The sequence below is a fragment of the Streptomyces sp. CB03234 genome (assembly GCF_001905885.1).
Taxonomy (GTDB): Bacteria; Actinomycetota; Actinomycetes; order Streptomycetales; family Streptomycetaceae; genus Streptomyces.
In genome coordinates, this window is the sequence record NZ_LIYH01000011.1 from 20,642 (window position 1) to 39,012 (window position 18,371).

The 18,371-nt window shown below is 71.1% G+C and carries 16 protein-coding genes; 14 read left to right on the forward strand and 2 right to left on the reverse strand.

The genetic code is table 11. The features are described 5' to 3' along the window. Positions 1-50 precede the first annotated feature (50 nt). Both AMK26_RS35130 and AMK26_RS35135 read left to right on the forward strand, forming a co-directional pair. Positions 51-314, forward strand: coding sequence for a hypothetical protein (locus tag AMK26_RS35130; RefSeq protein ID WP_073760334.1), 264 nt, complete (start codon positions 51-53; stop codon positions 312-314). 130 nt (positions 315-444) lie between these two features. Beyond that, positions 445-2,292: a hypothetical protein gene (locus tag AMK26_RS35135; protein WP_143608711.1), complete on the forward strand. Its 1,848-nt coding sequence runs from the start codon at positions 445-447 to the stop codon at positions 2,290-2,292. 157 nt (positions 2,293-2,449) lie between these two features. Here the strand turns inward: AMK26_RS35135 and AMK26_RS35140 are convergent, their stop codons facing one another. Further along, on the reverse strand, positions 2,450-4,840 hold the full coding sequence (locus AMK26_RS35140; RefSeq protein ID WP_241838232.1) for a UvrD-helicase domain-containing protein: 2,391 nt from the start codon (positions 4,838-4,840) through the stop codon (positions 2,450-2,452). 527 nt (positions 4,841-5,367) lie between these two features. Between AMK26_RS35140 and AMK26_RS35145 the strand changes: the two genes are divergently transcribed. Both AMK26_RS35145 and AMK26_RS35150 read left to right on the forward strand, forming a co-directional pair. After that, entirely contained in the window at positions 5,368-6,555 is a 1,188-nt protein-coding gene (locus AMK26_RS35145) for a hypothetical protein (protein WP_143608713.1), read from the forward strand. 63 nt (positions 6,556-6,618) lie between these two features. Then, positions 6,619-7,131 (forward strand): hypothetical protein, encoded by a 513-nt coding sequence (locus AMK26_RS35150; RefSeq protein ID WP_073760342.1) that lies wholly within the window; start codon positions 6,619-6,621, stop codon positions 7,129-7,131. A 120-nt stretch (positions 7,132-7,251) separates the two neighbouring features. On the opposite strand, the gene AMK26_RS35155 is transcribed toward AMK26_RS35150, so the two are convergent. Further along, positions 7,252-7,542 carry a hypothetical protein gene (locus tag AMK26_RS35155; RefSeq protein ID WP_073760344.1) on the reverse strand — a complete coding sequence of 97 codons (291 nt, stop codon included), beginning with the start codon at positions 7,540-7,542 and terminating at the stop codon, positions 7,252-7,254. A gap of 574 nt (positions 7,543-8,116) precedes the next feature. Between AMK26_RS35155 and AMK26_RS35160 the strand changes: the two genes are divergently transcribed. From AMK26_RS35160 to AMK26_RS35205, 10 genes are read left to right on the forward strand one after another with little or no spacing between them, the layout of a single operon-like run. Continuing rightward, the gene (locus AMK26_RS35160; RefSeq protein WP_079278003.1) at positions 8,117-9,781 is read left to right on the forward strand and encodes a sugar phosphate nucleotidyltransferase; all 1,665 of its coding nucleotides are present in this window, start codon (positions 8,117-8,119) and stop codon (positions 9,779-9,781) included. Further along, on the forward strand, positions 9,762-11,114 hold the full coding sequence (locus AMK26_RS35165) for a glycosyltransferase (RefSeq protein ID WP_073760348.1): 1,353 nt from the start codon (positions 9,762-9,764) through the stop codon (positions 11,112-11,114). The genes AMK26_RS35160 and AMK26_RS35165 overlap by 20 nt, the downstream gene beginning before the upstream one ends. Then, positions 11,111-12,001 carry an aminoglycoside phosphotransferase family protein gene (locus AMK26_RS35170; RefSeq protein ID WP_073760350.1) on the forward strand — a complete coding sequence of 297 codons (891 nt, stop codon included), beginning with the start codon at positions 11,111-11,113 and terminating at the stop codon, positions 11,999-12,001. Before AMK26_RS35165 ends, AMK26_RS35170 begins: the two co-directional genes overlap by 4 nt. Beyond that, positions 11,998-12,696, forward strand: coding sequence for an SDR family NAD(P)-dependent oxidoreductase (locus AMK26_RS35175; protein ID WP_073760352.1), 699 nt, complete (start codon positions 11,998-12,000; stop codon positions 12,694-12,696). Before AMK26_RS35170 ends, AMK26_RS35175 begins: the two co-directional genes overlap by 4 nt. Positions 12,697-12,722: 26 nt before the next feature. Further along, positions 12,723-13,742 carry a Gfo/Idh/MocA family protein gene (locus AMK26_RS35180; protein ID WP_073760354.1) on the forward strand — a complete coding sequence of 340 codons (1,020 nt, stop codon included), beginning with the start codon at positions 12,723-12,725 and terminating at the stop codon, positions 13,740-13,742. After that, positions 13,739-15,424: an HAD-IA family hydrolase gene (locus AMK26_RS35185; RefSeq protein ID WP_073760356.1), complete on the forward strand. Its 1,686-nt coding sequence runs from the start codon at positions 13,739-13,741 to the stop codon at positions 15,422-15,424. Before AMK26_RS35180 ends, AMK26_RS35185 begins: the two co-directional genes overlap by 4 nt. After that, complete coding sequence (locus AMK26_RS38270; RefSeq protein WP_073760358.1) at positions 15,421-16,518, forward strand: hypothetical protein; 1,098 nt, start codon at positions 15,421-15,423, stop codon at positions 16,516-16,518. The genes AMK26_RS35185 and AMK26_RS38270 overlap by 4 nt, the downstream gene beginning before the upstream one ends. Before the next feature lie 11 nt (positions 16,519-16,529). Beyond that, on the forward strand, positions 16,530-16,976 hold the full coding sequence (locus AMK26_RS35195) for an NUDIX hydrolase (RefSeq protein WP_073760399.1): 447 nt from the start codon (positions 16,530-16,532) through the stop codon (positions 16,974-16,976). Next, positions 16,966-17,817: a phosphotransferase enzyme family protein gene (locus tag AMK26_RS35200; protein WP_073760360.1), complete on the forward strand. Its 852-nt coding sequence runs from the start codon at positions 16,966-16,968 to the stop codon at positions 17,815-17,817. Before AMK26_RS35195 ends, AMK26_RS35200 begins: the two co-directional genes overlap by 11 nt. A 25-nt stretch (positions 17,818-17,842) precedes the next feature. Beyond that, positions 17,843-18,307, forward strand: coding sequence for an NUDIX hydrolase (locus AMK26_RS35205; RefSeq protein ID WP_073760362.1), 465 nt, complete (start codon positions 17,843-17,845; stop codon positions 18,305-18,307). The last annotated feature ends 64 nt before the right edge of the window (positions 18,308-18,371 follow it).

An 18,371-nucleotide genomic window follows, 5' to 3' on the forward strand; every position in this document is an offset into this window, starting at 1 on the left:
ATCTGCTCAGGCCGGTGACCACCAAACGCCCCGCATCGGAGGTACGACCTATGTCAGGACCGGATCTACCGCCGGCGACCGCGCCGATGACCGTGGAGGCGCTGATAGGGCGGTGGCCGACAGGGGCCGAGAAGGTGGAACTCATCCACGGAGTGATGGTCTTCGCCGGCCATTTCGACGAACGGGACCTCGATACGGCCCGGCGCACCTATCCAGGCCGCCGCCCCGTCATCAACGCCGACGGCGGCCTGGAGATCCATCCAGCCGGTCCCGGCCGGCCCGCCCCGCTCCTGGGCGATCCGCACCACTGCTGAATCGCCCCGTCGTCCCGGTGGCCGATCGCACCGTGGCAGACAACCGGCCAGGTGCGCTCCGGGGCCGTCACCCATACGGCTGAGGGTCGTTTCCGGTGTGGACCAACACATCGGATGCCAAGGAGGCCCAGTGGGCCCGTCGTTTGTGATCGAGCGGCTCGAATTCCAGCAGGGCGACGTCTGGTACGCCCGCTACTTCAGGGGCCTGGTGACCTTCCTCGTGGGCCACTCCAAGGCCGGAAAGTCCACCGCGCTGGAAGCGCTGCTCTACCCGCTGGGCCTTCTCACGGCAACCGTCATGCCGGAGGTCCGCGGCTGCCGGCAAGTCCGGCTGGTCTTCCGGGTTGCCGGAACCCGCTGGCAGGCCACCCGCAGCGGATCGAACCCGCGGGCACGGGTGTCCTTGAAGAACCTCGACGACACCGACGAGATCGAGCACCTGCTGCCGGTCACGAGCGCGAAGGCCGGGGAGATGACCGCCGGCGCCTTCGTCCAGGACCTGCTCGGCCTGCCCCAAGCGGCCCGGGGAGCCACGCGTGTCGCTCTGGACGACTTCTACGGCACCGTCATGGCGCTGCGGCAGAACACGATCGCCTCCGAGTTTCTTGGCGGAGGGAAGGACGAGGCGAGGGTCCTCGCCCTGGAGGTGCTCCTGGGCCTGTGGAACGAGGATCTTGCCGGGCTGGAGAAGAACGCTTCGGAAGCCGCATCCCGGTACCGGGCGGCGAGGTCTGCTCTGGCGGCGTTCAAGAAGCTGCGGGACAGCGGTGCTCTGGCCGATCCGGCCAGCGTCCGCGCCGCGTACGAGCAGAAGCAGCGCGAGCACCGCGCGGCGGCGCAGCGGTGGCAGGAGGCCGATGCGGCGCTGAAGGTCGCCGTCGGGGAGCGCGGGCGGCTCGTCGCCCTGCACCAGGCGGCCGAAGCCCAGCGCAGGAAGAGTGCGAAGCAGGCTGTCGCCGCCCAGGCCAAGGTGAACGGCGCCACCGCCGAGCACGCGCGCGCCGAGGGCGAACTCGCCAGCCTGCTGGGGCCCGCGCCGCAGGCCTGCACCTGCTGCGGACAGCTCCTCCCCGACCGGGAGCCGGGTCTGTGCCGCCAATGCGGTCAGAGCCACGACGGCGTCGAAGACCGGCGCGAGCGGCAGATGGCCGCGGCCCGTGCGAAGGTGGACCGGCTCCTGTTCAGGCTGCGGGGCCTTCAGGAGGCGGCGGCTGCCGCCGCCGACCAGGCTGCCGAGGCGGATACGGCGGCCGCGGCCGCGCTCGCCGCCCGCGACGCCTATGACGAGGGCCATCTCCAGCCCGCCCGCAAGGCCGCGCAGCAGGCCGAGAAGGAGGCCCACGGCCTGAGCCGCGACGTCGCCCAGCTCAAGGAGCGTCTGGAGTCGGCCGACTACATCAGCGCCCAGGAGCAGGTCATCAAGACGGCCAAGGAACAGATGGACGCGGCGCAGGCCGCCCGGGACGCCGCGGTCACCGCCAACGAAGTGCGCCGCAAGGAAGTCACCGGGTGCTGGTCGGAGTTCTTCCTTGCCCGGCTGAAGCAGATCAACCCCGACGTCGAGACCGCCCACATCGACCCCGTCGACTTCACCACCCGCGTCAAGGAACGGCACACGGCCGACAAGACCTTCGCCGAGAGCTCGGTCGCCGGAAGCCCCAAGGTGGCAACCAACGTCGCGCTGCTGCTGGCCCTGCGTGATCTCGGCCGCGTCGACCGCGGCGTCAGGGTGCCGCCGCTGATGGTCATCGACTCGCCGCTGGCCGGCCTCGGAGCCAAGGGCCTGGACCACGACACCGGCCTGCGCCTGATCGACACGCTCATCGACATCGCCGACGACCCCTCCCCCGACGGCTACGCCTGCCAGGTCATCGCCGCCACCAACGACCCCCTCCCCCGCCCCTATCCCGGCGTGCGGGAAATCCGCATCGACACCGACAACCGGTTCTTCGACCACGCCCCGCTCCGCGACAACTGACCGTCTGTGCCCTGCACTTTCGTAGAAGAGCCCAGGGCGGCCAGTACCCGTCGCCACGCCCGGATGGCCGACACCCGCAGTGGCCTCCGGCGGCATTTCAACCGGCACCAGGCTGTCGCCCACGTGACCGGGGTGCCGGAGCAGCCCGCCGTGGCTTTCAGCGGCGGGCTGCCTCGTGCAGGTGCCGGCGCAGCTGTGCGCGCAGTTGCGGCAGAGGAGCACCCGCGCCGAGCCGGCGCAGGAAGCCGGCGGCGTCCCAGGTGATCAGGCCGCCCTGGCGGGAGAGGTACAGGCCGACCTGGTCGATGCCGAACTGGTCGTCGTAGTCCAGCAGGAGGTATCCGGCGAGCTGATAGATCTCCTCGCGGCCCAGGCGGCGGGGGTCCTTGGTGGCTTTGCAGTCCAGCAGCAGGCCGCCGAGGATGTAGTCGGCGTCGGCGCCGCCGATGTCGCCGCTGCCGGCGAAGACCGGACCGCACACACGGGAGGCGGCTGGCAGGGCGCGGAAGGCGGCGAACGGACCCTCGGCGAGCCGCATCTGCTGGTCGATGTCGCACACGACGTACTCGGGGACCGCAGCGGTGAGGTCGTCCAGGGTCGTGGCGGGGGTGGCGGAGCTGAGCATGCTGAAGCGGCGGATCTCACCGGTGCGGGCGATGTCCTCGAAGAAGCCGGCAACGAAGCACAGCCGGATGAGCGCGTTCTCGTCCAGGCTGCCGGGATCGGCGAGGTAGGTGTCGACGCTGGCCAGCAGCTCCCGGCCCGCCGTGTGCAGGGCCTTGCGGGCCCCACGCGCCGGTGCTCCGCGCAGCGGTCCGGTCTCGTCAAGGAGCATGACACCGGCGACAACGGCCAGTCCGAGCCGCCCGCCGAGACTGAGGCGGAGGCGGTAGTCGACGGCGTGCCCGAGGGCCGACCAGTTCGGGTACTGCACGTCGATCGGCTGCACCGGGTGAGGGAGGCCAGCGATGCGCGCCTGATAGTCGCCCACCAGGTTCTGGCTGTACGGGAGGTTGGCGGCCATGAACTGCGAGATCGGTGAGGAGTCGTACTTCAGCTGCCCGGTCAGACTGAGCTCGATCATCGGCCGGCCGGCCACCGTGCCGTCCCGGCCGGCGTCGGCCATGGTCTTTTCGTACGCGTCGATCCAGGCGATGCCCTCGGTGTCCAGCAGATGGCGGGCGCGGGTGACCGCGACGTAGATCAGGCGGGCCTCGCTCGCGTTCAGCGCGCGCTGCAGACCCAGGTCGTCCACCGACGGGGCCATGTAGCCCTTGCCGATGCGTACCGACGGCCACTCGCGTCCCTTGGCCTTGTGCGCGGTGGAGACGGTGACCTGCGCCTTCTCCTCCGGGGACAGGCGGTCCACCGCGGCGATGATCTGGTCGGGGCCGTAGGTGTCGACCAGCTGCACGATCGCTTTGAGGTCCTGGCCGGCCTTGTCCTGCTCGGCGTACTCCTGCACCTCGCCCCAGGAGGAGAACAAGAACAGCTCCGGGTGGCTGGTGCGCTGCCCGGCTTTGAGCTCGAGTGCGGCCTTGGCGATGCGCTGCAGCGCGCTGCCCCCGCCGGTCAGCGCCACCGGGATGCCGAGCTCCAGGTAGGACAGGACCTCGCTCATCGCGTCCACGTTGCCCCGGCACAGCACCGCCTCGGGCTGCGCCACCTCACCCACGCGGGAGCCGGGGCCGTGGCCGGTCAGCTGCATCTCCGACTCGGCGTGTCCCAGCCACCGGTTGGCCACCTCGGCGATGGCCGGGCCGAAGCGGAAGGACTGGGTCAGGCGCAGCTGCTCGGCGGGGAAGCCGGTCATCACATCGCGCGCGTTGCGCCAGCCGTAGATCTGCTGGGCAGGGTCCCCGACGCACACCCGCTGCGCGTCCTGGGCGAGGAAGACCTCCTCCAGCACCGGGTTGGTGTCCTGGGCCTCGTCCAGCAGGACGAAGTCCGCCCCGAGCTGCGGGGAGGTCATCGCCCACAGCTTCATGTAGTGGTCGTGCTCGAACCGCAGCCGGCCCGCGGGCGAGCAGATGTCCTGCCACGCACGGTGCGCGTAGGGCAGCAGGGTGCGGGCGAGATAGTCCTGGCCGGGGCCGTCGAGGCCGTTGACCGGCTCCATGTGGCGGGCCATGACCTGCCGGTCGGTGGTGTAGCAGAACTTGCGGACCATGCCCATCACCAGGCGCGCGGCGTGAGTGACCTTGATCTGGCGGGAGCCCACGTCAAGGTCGCGTGTGATGCCGAGCAGGCGGGCGGTGTGCTTGGCGGGGATCCTCGCCGAGGCGTCCAGCCGCTCCCGGTAGTGATGGCCGACAGCCCTGAAGGCCAGGGAGTGCGCGGTACGGCACTCCACATTCGGCCCGAACCGCCCGCGGGCGTCATCGGCGATCGCCCGGTTGAACGCCACGTACAGCCCGCGCTTGCGGGTCGCGGCGCCCATCAGGATCAGCGTGGACGTCTTGCCCGTCCCCGCTCCGGCGACCAGGGCCAGGTCCCGGCCTGAGGCGAACACCTCACGGGCAGCCTGCTGCTCCTTCGTCGGCTCCATGGCCATGGATTCCTCTCTGGGAAGCGCGGCTTCATGTACCGCAGCCCCAGAGGCTGGACCAGATGGTGACCAACCGTCAATACAGTCATACGTTCGGTAGCCAGTTCCGGCCGAATTCAGGACGGGCCGCACAAGGAAGCGCCGCGGACCTGTGCGCTGCCGGTTCTTCCCTCCCCGTCCCTTGGGCCGTGCACCCGGCCGCTGCAATCAGGCCAGCGAAGTTTCCTGATTCCGGAAGGAGCTGTCAGTCCCGGTTTCTATGCTGCCGCAGGCAAGGGAACCGCTGGGCACCGCGCTGATGCCCGGCCATGCGATCACACGGGAGGTGCGGGATGCCGACGTGTACCCGCCGAGCCAAGTCGACCCGGCGCTTATGCCGACGCGAGGCCGCCGAGTGGCCCCGCTACGACGATCTTCCCGCCCCCGTGGTGGCGTGTGCCAGCCACCTCACGCCGGCGGAATGGGCCGCCTGCCAGGAAGCCCGCGCCCGGGCGAACGCCGAGTGGTCCGCCCGCCGGGCAGCGGAGATGGCCGCACGCGAAGAACAGGGCGAACAGGCGCAGCCGGCACCGGCCGTGGCACGCTATGTCCCACGGCCGTGCACCGGCCAGTGCGTCTCCCAGGAACGTGCCTGGGGCCGCGACGCCGACAGCGCCTCCAGCCTGTGCGCGACCTGCGACGGCTACGTGTGCGTAGCCTGTGGCAAGGCCGAAGTCGACGGCATCTTCGACCTCTGCGGCCGGTGCGCGGCGTTCGAATCGGAGATCGACCAGGAGCCGGACACGGTCTGGGACGATGAGATCGACACCGGGTCCGACCCGCGCATGCGGCTGACCGCGATGGTGCACCAGATCGTCGCGGCCACCGGCACCACTCACCGCGACGTCAACGCCCGCATCAACCGGACCATCGGGGTACACACCCGCGTCGGAGCCGACGAGCAGGTGATCCGCCGCGCCGCACGGGCCGCCCGCGACTGGCTCGGCCAACTCCTCCAGAGCCCTCAGACGGACACCACCGCCCCACCCGACATGCCCGAGGCCGGCGGAAGGACAGTGGCCGCGGAGCCCGCGGAGCCCGCGGAGCACGCTGCACGGGGCGAAGGCGCTGCGCTCGCGGGCGGCCGGGTACTACGGTCGGCGCCCATGGACACCCCAGCACCACACCCCGCCGACGACGCCGTGGGCGAGCACGCCGAGCTGACCGTGACCGTGCGCCTGACCGGCCAGAGCGCCAGGCGCCTGCGTCGCGCGGCCGACATCCAGCAGCGGCCCGTCGAGGAGGTCGCGGCCGAGTGCATCAGCGACGAGATGCGCCGGGACGTGCACGAGGCGCTGTACAGCGGCAGCGACGCGTACGCGGCCACCCTCGACGGTCTCGCCCAGCGCCTCGCACTCCTCGTCCGCGAACTGGGCGCGCTGCCCTCCGGCCCCGCCGCACACGTGATCGCCCAGGCAGCCGCCGAACAGCACGGGCCCCTGCCCGAGGAGTGGCACCGGCGCATGCTCGAACAGCTCACCGAGATGTGGACCGGCCGCACCACCGAGTTCGGCGCGCGTCCCGACGGCTCCGTCGGCCCGCTGGAGAAGACCCAGGTCCAGGCGATGGTCACCCCCGCGCAATGGGATGCCCTGGCCCGCATCGGCGCACCGGGCAGCATCGCCCAAGGCGTCCAGGAAGCTCTCGAGGCCGGGATCACCGCCCTCGACCGATAGCCGGCCCGGCCGCGCCCCGGAGGGGGCTAGCATGGCGCGCTCCCCCACGAGAAGAAGGAGCCGATGCAGCCCGAACACTGCCCCTTCCACCGCCGCGAGGACACCTGCGTGCCCCTCGCCCGGCTGCTGGTCCAAGCCGGCCTGCTCGACCCCTCACCCCACGCGCCCGCCGCCGGCGCAACGACGGTGGACGCTCCCCCCGTCCCGCCGCGTCCCGTCACGCTCGCGCTGATCGCCGAGCACATCAACGCCTGGGGCCGCGTCGTCATCGACCCCACCCTCCCGCACGCCGACATCACCGCGCTGGAGGAACGGTCCCTGCGCTACACCCTGCAGGCCCTGTGGGAAGCCGCCGGTGAGGCCACCCGCGGCAGCATCCGCTCCACAGACGGCACCGCAGCCGAATGGTGGCGCGTGAACTGCGCGCTGCAGGAAGCCCAGGCCGCCGCGCACCGCACCACCCTCGCCAGCAGCGACGGCGCCCAGGCAGACCTGTGGTGGTACATCGCCCTGCTCCACCTCGGCCACGCTCGCACCCTATGGAAGGACCGCATCGGCCACACGCTGCCGCAGTAACCGGGCGCTGCCCAACGCTCCGTGCTGACGGACGAAGCCAGGGACCGTAACGTCGTCGTCAGCACGATCCGGCCGGCGCCTCCCGGCCGCTTCCCGGGCGGCAGCACGCCGCCGTGCAGCTCACGCGTCCGCCGCGGCCAGAGCGGCACGTCCTTCGCCGGTGGGCTCGACCAGGTCGCCGCGGCTGCCGTCGGCCGGCACCACGACACGGACCAGGCCCCGCTTCCACAGGCTGATCGAGACCCCGTACCACGCCATCTGCCGCTCGGTCCACGCCTCGTGACCGGGATGGTTCTCGTCCATGCCCGGCTCGGCCGGGTTCAGCACCGGGAAGTACTCGGACATCCACACCGGCCTGCCGGCCTGCGCAACCAGCTTCAGCAGGTCGCGTTCATCGCTGCTCAGCACCATCCGCGTAAGGCTACGGGAGCCCAGTGACACCAAGGTTCACCGAGGCCCAGAGGTGATGGGACGGAGGGGCGGGTGCGGGTGGGTGACGGACGCTCCCCGTATCCACACGCCGGACAGTGGCACGCGGACGCTGGCCGATCACGCCAGATATGGGATCGGATTCCGCCAAGGTGATCTCTTGGGCGTCCCCGTCACCCCTGGCGGGCAGAGGATCCGGACATGCCTCAGAGCTGGGAGAAGGCGGTCCTCCCTCCCCGTCAGGGGCGGAGCGGACGCCGATGCGAGCGGCGTGTATTTGCGTTGCCGCCGGTGTGGCGCGTGCCGATGATGACGGAGTCCTGCCCGACATCCACGCACCGGCGCTCGTCCGCGAGCTCTCCAGCCTTGCCGGGGGCCGACGGCGGTGCATCGGTCAGGGGAACCGCCTGCCTGTGCTCTGCCCGCGGTGATCAGCTGCCCATGCCGGTTCGTTGCCGCACGACGACGTGGGCCAGGTCTTCTGCCGCTGTCTCCTGTTCTCGCCGGAGCCGGTCGGGAACGGCCTGGGTGACGGGACGAGAGGAAGGGATCATCGATGGCTACGCGCCACGACGTGCACGCCCGGTCTGCGCCTCCCGTGCGCCAGGCGGTGATCCTCTCGGCCGGCCTGGGAACCCGCATCGCGATCGTGGCCCGCGGTTATCCCAAGGCAACGGTGACCACGGGCACGAGGCCCGCGCTGATCTCCCAGATCCAGCAATTGCACCGCGCCGGCGTCCGCAGGGTCGTGGTCGTCCACGCCCCGGGGGATGACCGGCACATCCTTCCCCTCCTCGCTCGTGCCTTCGGCGGCGCCGAAGTGGAGTTCCTTCTCGCCGTTCAGCCCCGCCCGGCAGGGCCGCTGGACGCGCTGGCCTGTGCGAGTGAGCATCTGTCGGACGGTGACCTCACGCTGGTGCTGGGAGACACGCTGGTCAGTGACTTCGCGGAGCTGCCACCGGACGCCGTCGGCATCGGGCGGGTGGAGACGGCCCGGGAGTTCTGCCTGGTGGAAGCCGATCCGTCCGGCCACATCGTGGGGTACGAGGACAAGCCGGACCGGGAGGGTGCCTCGGATGACGCCGTGGTCGGCGTGTACCGGTTCGCCGACGGGGCGCTGATGCGGCAGCTCCTCGACGAGGCCAGTACCCACGGGGGTGGAGAACTCAGCGATCTCCTCGCCCGGTACGGCAGACGCCGTCCGCTGAGCGCCGTGCGGGTGCGGGGGTGGCAGGACCTGGGCTCCTACGACCGGTATCTGGCCGCGAACCGTGCCTCACTGCTCGGGCGCGCGGGCCACCGGTTCACCGTGGTGGACGACGGGTCGGTGATCAAGAGCGGCAATCCCGCGCTCATCGCCGCGCAGGTGCGCTGGTTCCGGGCTCTTCCGCAGACTGCGGCCGGCCTGGCGCCGCGGTTACTGGAGGCGGGCGAGGGCTGGCACCGCACGGAGCTCCTGGACTATCCGAGCCTGGCCCAGCTGCTGCTGTACGAGCCGTTGCCGCCCGCCACTTGGAGCCTGCTGCTGACCCGGCTACTGGGGGTTATGGAGGAGTGTCTGTGGGGGCCGACCCGGAGGAAGTCCCCGGAGCTTGCGGTGTGGTGCGAGCGGGTCTACATCGCCAAGACCGAGGACCGGCTCGCCGCCTGGGCCCTGTGGGAGCAGATACGTTCCCGCGCTTTCGTCGTCAACGGCGCCACCGTGCCCAGCTTCGACGAGCTGTGGCCCCACGCCGTCGCCCAGCTACAGGCGGTGGCCGCCAGCGCGACGTACAGCAGCGTGATCCACGCGGATATGACCTTCTCCAACATCCTCCTCGCGCGCGGCTTCGGCATGTTCAAACTGCTGGATCCCGGCTCGGCCTTCAGCAACCGGCCCGGCGGAGACATCCGCTACGACTTGGCCAAACTGCGCCAGAGCTATGCCGGCGGCTACGACGCCCTGCGGGAGAACCTCTTCCAGCTCGACCGCACCGGAGCAGGCCGGTGGGAGCTACGGGTCTTCCCCCGCCCCAGCCCAATCACCGTCACCGCGGACGAGGTCATCGCCGCGGCGGGCTACGACCTGACGGCGGTACGGCTGCTGGAGGCCGTGCAGTTCGTGTCCATGGTGCCCCTGCACCACGAGAACCCCGACCGTCAGCTTGCCTTGTACCTGCGCGGGCTGCAGCTGCTGACCGCCGTGCTCGAAGGAGATCCGCATGCGCTTCCCCGTGCGTAACCGCGTACGCCAGCTGGCCATGGGGGCGATCAGCGCCCACCTGCTGTGGGAGGCCGCGACGCTGCGGCGTGCGCGGCAGACCGCCCGCACCGCCTTGGCCGTACCGCCTCCGGTGCCCGCTGACGGCGGCACGGGCACGCCGCCGGTGCTGCATGTGCTGGTGCCGGGGCTCGGCGAGCAGCCGTACGTCGCCCGCACCGTAGCCGCGTTCGCCGCCGTACGGGACGCCTACCCGCACGCGCACATCTGGTTCGTCACCACCGCCCGCGAACAGGCCCCCTCCGCGGGAGGGGAGACCACCCGCGCCGCGCTCGAGCGGCAGCTGCTGGGGATGGACGCCCGGCGGATGGCGGTGGTGGAGGACCCTAGGCCGGAGGGGAACAAGGCGTCCCAGCTGAACTGGGCCGTGGAGTACATCGACCAGAAGTTCGGCGGCGAAGAGCAGTCCTGGATCGGGGTGTTCGACTTCGATTCCCAGCCGCCGGCGGACACGGCCGCCTGGGTCGCCGCCACTGCGCGCGCCTCGGGGGCCGAGGCGATCCAGGTGGTGCCGATCGGCATCACGACTCTGGCCGGGCCGCCGAAGACCGCCGCCTCCCGGGCGGTCGTCTACGCCGAGGCCCTGCACCAGGCGGTCCGCAGTCTCGGAGTGGAGCGGTGGAAGCTGGACCAGGCGGCAGGTGGGCGGCGGATGCCGCAGTACCTGGTGGGCGCCGGGATGTTCGTACGCCGCGACGCCCTGCGGTCGGTCGGCGGCTTCCCGTTCGTCGACGATGTCCCGCTCGGATACCGGCTCTTCCTTCAAGGCGCGCGGTTCGCGACCGTCCCGGTCCTCAACCGCGTCGACCTGCCCGACAACGTCACCGCGCACCTGGGATCGCTGAAGTTCATCGCCCGCGGCATCACCAGCTGGCCCTCGGCACTGGCCGCCACCCGTGCAACGCCCGGCGTGCGCCAGCGGGACCGGCTGCGGCTGGTGGCCCTCGGAGTGGCCGACACCGCCGAGATCACCATCTATCCGTGGCTGGCAGCTGGGCTCACACCGTCGCTACTGCGCGGACCGTGGCCCGGACGGCTCCTGGCCATGGCGTGGTGGGGGTTCCCGCTCGCGCAGACGGCGGTGATGCGCCGTGTCCTTGCCGGCGAACTCGATGAGCGCGGCTGGTCGGTACCGGCCGGTGCCGTGGCTGCGGCCAGTGTCGGCCGCCGCTTCTGGCGGACCGCGGGAGCCTGGCGGCTGGCCGGCGATACGCTCCGGTCACGACTACGGGGGCAGACGGTGACCTTCGCCAAGTCCACGCGCACCACCGCGACGACCGGGGCACCGCGATGACCGGTCACCCCGACTGGTGCCCCGGCCCGGCCCGGCCGCACGCATGGCCCGGGCCGGTGGAGGACGGCGGATACGAGAACCGCCTCCTCGCAGCCGGGCGGGACGCTCTGGTCAAGCAGTACCAGCGTGCGGCCCGCTTCCACAGCGAGGCCCGCGCCCTGGATCTGCTGGGACCACTGGGGCTCAGCCCCCACTGCCTGGGAGCCTGCGAACCGCACCGCGCACTGCTCACCGAGCGCATCGACGCGCAGCCCCTGGCCGGCCCGCTGCGCGGTGGAAGGGACGACGAGGAGACCGCCGCGCGCCTCGGCGCACTGCTGCGACAGCTTCACAGCACCCCGGCTGACGGAACGGGGCCGCTGAACGCACCCACTGCCGAAAAGTGGCCGCGCTTCCTGCGCCGGCACCTCGCCACGCGCCTGGGCTCACTGCCCCTCACCCCCCGCCCGGCCGACCGGCTCTGGGCCCTGTTGGACGAACACCTCACCGTCCTGGGCGAATTGGACACCGCCTACGTGCTGCACCACGATCTCAAACCCGCGAACATCCTGCGCACGCCCGAGGGCGGCCTTGTGCTGTGCGACTTCGACCAGGCCCGCGGCGGTGACCCGCTCAGCGACCTCGGCAAGCTGTGGTGGCGCACCTTCACCGCGGCCCAAAGCCGCCCCTGGCAGGTCTTCCTTCACGCCTACGGGCGCGAAACCGATGAGCAGACACAGGCGGCCGTGACCTTCTACCTGATCGTGCACTGCATCGGCGCCCTGGCCTACTGGCACGACCACACTCGGCCCGGCTACCTGCGCCACGCCCGCTCCGCGAGGCAGCTCCTGGCCACGCACACCGGCGTTGACTGCCCATTGGACGTCCGTCGAAGGGAAAGCGCGTGACCTCTGTGTACACGGTGGTGATCGCCGGGGCCAGCAGCGGCTTCGGCGCCGCCCTGGCGCACGACCTCGCCGCAGCCGGCCACCAGGTGGTGGCCGGAGCCCGCCGACCGCGCCCCGATGCCCCGCGGATGCGATACGTGCCCGTCGACCTCACCGACAGCGAAGCCACCCACCACTTCGCCCAGGCCGCCATCGAGCACCTGGGCCGGGTGGACGGGCTCGTCTACTGCGCGGCGGACCCCGGCGCGGTCCAACGCGCCTGGCAGCTCGATGCGGACGCCTTCGCCCGGGTCCTGGACGTCTCGCTGCTCGGGTTCGTGCGCCTGGCCGGGCACCTGGTGCCGCACATGCAGCAGGCCGGCGGCGGCAGCATCATCACGGTCGGCTCGCAGGCCGCCCGCACCCCCGTCGACCTGCTCGCCGCCTACGGGGCGGCCAAGGCCGCACTCGAGCACTACTCCCGGTGCCTTGCCGAGGAGCTGTCCGGCACCGGAATCCGGGTCAATACCATCGGCATCGCCGCCGAGACCGAACTGGCCGCCACCCACCGGACGGCGAAAGCGGCCCTTCGCGGCCGGCCCAGCCCTCACCCGCCGCTGCCCGATGTGGCCGAGAGTCTGCCGCTGGCGCGCTGGCTGCTGTCCGACCAGGCCCGTCATGTCACCGGCCAGAGCATCGAAGCCAACCGGCCCTGACCCCACACCCGCGCAAGGAGACCAACGTGCCCATCACCATCGCCGCCATCGGATTCGGACGGCACTTCCGCCGCAGCCTCCTGCCCAACCTCATCGGCTGCGAGAACCTGGCACTGGCCGCCGTCGCCGAACGCGACCGGGCTCTGCGGGCCGAGGCCGCCGCACGTTTCCCGGGGCTGACCGTCGCCGCCGACGCAAAGGAGATCTTTGACAGCCCGGTGGACGCGGTCCTCATCAGCACCGACCCGGCCGGACACGTCGACCTCACCCGCGCCGCGCTGAAAGCCGGCAAGCACGTCTTCGTCGAGAAGCCACTGGGCACCGACCCGGCCGCCGTACGGGAGCTGGCCCAACTCGCCCGCCAGACGGGCCGCGTGGTGAGCGTGGGCACCATGTGGCGGCACGCCCCCGCCCACCGGGTCCTGGACCGCTGGCTGGCCGAACACGACGCCCGCGCCCGCATGGTGGATATCGCCGTGACCTTCCCCGCGGTCTTCAGCCGCGACGGCTGGGACCTCACCCCCGTGCATCTGGCCCTGTACGACATGCTCATTCACCCGATCGACTTCGCCCGGCATCTGCTCGGCGGCATCGGCGAGGTCGACGCCCGCCAGCTGCCCTCCTCCCGCGAAGGCGAGATCATGATGAGCCTTAGGCTGATGAACCCCGCCGGGGACGCGATGGCCGTGATCAACGCCGCCACCGGATCGCACGCCTACCAGGTCGCCACCTGGGTCCACACCAGCACAGGCGACCTGATCGAGGTCGACACCAAGGACCGGCTGCGGCTGACCACCTCCCCGACCTGGTCCGGCACCGAAGGCTCCCTGCGCGACCGCGCCACCCTGGGCTGGGAGGCCGGCCAGCTCTACCGCGGATGGGGCCGCAAGGGGTATGCCGAAGAACTCGCCGCCTTCGCCGACCAGATCGCCCAGCCGCACTCCCAGGAGGCGGAAAGCGAGCTCGACAAGGCCGCCCAGAGTCTTGAGGCCATCGAAAGCTGCCTGACCAGTCTCGGCCAGGCAGCACCGGGCACGCGGATATGAGCCCCATCTCCGGCGGGCACTGGGCGGGCATCGAGGCCCTGCTCGTGGACTTCGACGGTGTGATCATCGACTCGGAGTACGCGCACTACCAGGCGTGGCGCGACGCCTTCCGTGCCCACGGTCTGTGGCTGTCCACCGACGCCTGGGCCGACCACTGGGCCCTCCGCGACCACAGCGGCAAGCCGCCCATCACCGCGGTGCTGGAAAAGCGCCTCGGCGCACCGCTGGAGGATGCCGTCGGTCTGATCCGCGAGGTCCGCCAGCACTACCGTGCGTTGGTGGCGTCCTTGCCGGCCCGGCGCGGCATCGAAGGGTGGCTGCGCGAGGCCGCGGCCCACCGGGTGCGGTGCGCGGTGGTCACCGACGGCCGCGCAGACCACGTGCACGCCGTGCTCGACCGCCTCCAGTTGACCCACCTGGTCGAAACCGTGATCGGCCGGGACCGCAGCCGGGCGCGCAAGCCCGCCCCCGACACCTACCGCGCGGCCCTGACACACCTCGGTGTGCCGGCCGAGCGGGCCGTGGCCGTCGAGGACTCCCCGCACGGCATCGCCGCCAGCCGCGCCGCCGACGTGCGGTGTCTCGCAGCCCCCCACAAGATCACCAACCATCTCCTTCAACCCGGGCCCGGCACCGTCGTCATCGACCCCTGCGCCGTGAGCCTGGACCGCGCGCTCGCTCTCCTCGCCCGCCCCCAGCGCACTCCCGGGGCCCCACGGCGCGGCGGCGAGGATGTGCTGCGCCGAATCCGCGCCTCGCTCACCGGCCTCGCCCTGGGCGACGCGGTCGGAAAGGTGATCGACAAACGCGCCGCTGCCCAGCTCGATCCGGAGACCCACTCTCTTGTGGATGCGTTCGCCGATGGCGGGCGCCCGCCCGAGCTCTTCCGCGGACGGATCACCGACGACACCGTGCTCACCCTCGCCTTCGCCCGAACGATCACGGCCACCGGCACCGTCTCGCGTGCCGCGCTGGAAGACGAGCTGCGGGCCCTCAACCCCAACGGCGGGCGGCAGATCTACAAGCTCAAGGCCGCCGCCGGCCCGCTGCACGTCGCTGAGGACGGCGACACCAACGGCTGCGTCCCGCGCTCCGCCACGCTCGGCTACCTGTACGGGCCGGGCGAGGTCGGGGACCTGGGCTACGACGTCCTCAAGACGGTCACGCTCACCCACGCCCATCCCGACGCCGTCATGGCGGCGCTCGTCTTCGCCATCGCTGTCAGCCACGCCGTCGCCGGCGACAGCCCGTGCGACGCGCTGCACACGATCCGTACCGCCCTGTCCCACCTGGTCCGGCTCGCGGGCGGCGGCCAGGCGGTGGCCGAGGCCGTCGTGGAGCACAGCACACGGGGAAAGGAGACCACCAGCGCAAGCGCCCTTGCCGACCATCTCGAGCAGGCGGTGGGAATGGGGGTGAAGGCGCGTTCCTCCGCGGTCGCCGGGATCGTCCTCGGTCTGTCGGGCCTTCCACCCCAAGACGTGCTGCCCAGTCTCTTCCGCCGTCAGGGCCCGGGGGACCTCGACTCTGTCGCCGCCGTCTACGGCGCGCTCGCCGGAGCCTTCCGCCCCGAAATCATCCCGGCGGCGTGGGGCGCCGTCATCGAGCAGTACAACGGCATCTCCTTCACCGGCATGGCACACGGCATCCACCAGGTGCGAACGGGGGCGGCATCCCGATGACAGCAGCCTCGGACTGGTTCGCTGCCTGCTATGAGCGCGCCCTCGCCACCGGGCAACGCCGGTTCCTTGACTCCGTCATCGGCACCGTCGGGATCGCCGCGGATCCCGACCGCCTGGAAGGGATCAGCTGGCCCCCTCACCACGTCCGCCCCGAACCCGCCGCTGCTGTATCGGTCACGGTGGCGGTGACGAACGAGCCGGCGCCCGGCCAGATCAGTGCGTCGTTGGCCGACGCCCGCGCTCAGCGCAGCCGCTTGAACGGCCGGGGGGCCTTCCCGCTGCGCTGGCTGCCCGGGCAGCCCTGGGTCGCCCGGTACGACGACGGGCCGCTCGTCCTGCGCGACGGCAACCGGATCCTGATCAGCGAGATCCCCGGCGGCAGTCCCTCCGCCTGGCTCAACCGGGTTCTGCGCGAGGTCTTCATCCACGGTGGCCGCCGCCACGGATTCCGCCTGTGCCACGCCGCGATCCTCGACATCGCAGGCCGCGGTCTGCTGATCACCGGGCCGAGCGGCGCCGGGAAGACCGACCTCGCCCTGAAACTCGCCCGGCAGCTTCCCGCCCACGTCGTCACCATCGACCGCTGCATCATCGGCCACGCCGCAGACCATCTGGTTGCCGGGACGCTGCCGTTCGGGATGAACATCCACCGCGACACCCTCCGTGATCTCGGCTGCAACGACGCCCTCTTGAGCCGCTACCCGCCGGTCAACGGCAAGCACTACCTCCCCACCGCCGACGCCATCCGCCACTTGCGGATCAGACTCGTTCCCCGCACACGCGTCCACGGACTCGTCCAGCTCGCGCCCGCGGCGGCCACACCCCGGTGGCACGGCCTCGACCCAGCGGGCCTCGCCCGCGCCCTCGACGCTGCCGACACCGCCGGCACCGACCCCGGCTACCAGACCGACTGGCTCGGGCTGAGCACCCACGAGGCGCCCTCGCCCCTTAAGCCCAGCCGTGCCACAACCGGATGGACCCTGCACTACCGCCCAGGCCGTCCGTTTCCACGCGCCTGGCTGGGGGACATCGTCCAGGCACTCGGCGCCGACACCCCCGACAGCTCCGGACCACTGCACCCACACGAGGAATAGGGTTGGACACCGTGACGACCAAATACAGCATCGAGTGCTGGATCATCAGTCCTGACCAGGACGTCCTCCTTCTCCAGGTACCGGCCAGGGAAGGCAGGCACGAAGCGTTCTGGCAGCCGATCACCGGCGGCATCGAGGGCGGCGAGACCCCGCTCCAGGCCGCCCTCCGCGAGATCCGCGAAGAGACCGGACTGGAGCTCGCCGACACCCAGCTCACCGAGATCGCCACCGACCTCACCGTCGTCGTCTCCCCCGAGCTGACCATCAGCAAGACCCTCTACACCGCCAGCACACCGGACACCACGGTGACCACCAACCCGCACGAGCACCAGGCCCACCAGTGGCTTGCGCCCGCCCGCGTCGCCGAGGTCCTGTTCTGGGACAGCAACCGCGACACCTGGAAGCTCGTCAGCCAGCACCACGGATACGACGACAGCCCCGAGCTCCATGCGCAGTGACACCCGGGCGCGGATCGAAGCGGCCCTTAATTGCCGCCTCACCCCGATCACCCATGACCAGGCGCCCCACAAGAACACCCACTACAAGGCCGCCACGGCCGACGGCACCGCCCTCTTCGTCAAGGTGATCGACGACCACCCCTCCTACTACACCGCCGAGATCCGCGCCCAGCACCACCTGACAGGCACCGGCATCCCCACACCCCATCTGGTCGGCCACGGCCATCTCGGCGACAAGCACCGCTGGCTGGCATACGAATGGCACGAGTTGCAGCCGTTCACCCCATCCGCAGACAGTATCGAGCGTGCCGGGCGCCTCCTGGGCGACCTCCACGCGGCAACCAGCGGAATCCGGGACGATCAGTTGCGCCGGTACGCCGATGTACGTGAGCTCATCACGGACAAGATCGCGCTCATCGCCCGGTTCGACCCGCCGCTGTCCGAGCGGGTCCGGCAGATCCGCGACCGACTCTTCGCCCGTGGTCACACGGCCATTCCTGAGGGCCGCGTGTGCCTCCTCCACGGCGACATGGGCTGGCGCAACCTCCACACCGGCCCCCGCGACCAGATGTGGCTGCTCGACTTCGAACACGCCGCCATCGGCCACCCACTTTTGGACTTCGCGAAACTGTGGGACCGCGAACTCGACGCCCCCGCCGACCGCGAAGCCTTCCTCTCCGGCTACCGCCACAGCAAGGCCGGCCCCGTCCGGTACGAGGAGATCGACGCCGTCCGACTGTGGGCCGCAGCCGGGATCTTCCCCTACGCCCGGCCCCGCGAAGACCACGACTTCGAACGCCACGCCTACGCCATCCTGAACCGGCTGGAGCACGGCCGGTAGACATACCGGCCGAAGGAGCGGACGCATGCCCCGAGCGCCATTCCAGATCCTCGTCGTACCGTTCCGCCGGGCTGGCGAGCGAATCGAATTCGCCGTTCTGCGCCGCCAGGACATGGACGTCTGGCAGGCAGTCGCTGGCGGCGGTGAATCAGGCGAGAGCCCGCAGCAGGCCGCCCTCCGCGAGGCGCGTGAAGAGCTCGGCCTTGATGAGGCAGTCGCGCTCTACCCGCTGCAGACCACCGCCAGCATCCCAGCCCGGTTCTTCGCCGATCGCGACAGCTGGCCGGCGGGAACCTACGTGGTGCCTGAGTACGCGTTCGCCGCGGACCTGACCGACATCGAGATCAAGCTCTCCGACGAACACAGCGCCGTCCAGTGGCTGGACTGCGAGGCGGCCGGCAACCTGCTGCGGTTCGATAGCAACCGCACCGCTGTGAGGGAGCTTCACGAGCGCCTGCTGGCCGCCGACCTGCCCCGACCGGTCAAGTAGCAATGGCCGGCGGATCCTCCGAATCCCTGTGCCACCAGCTGGGTATCCCTCACGGCCGCGCTGC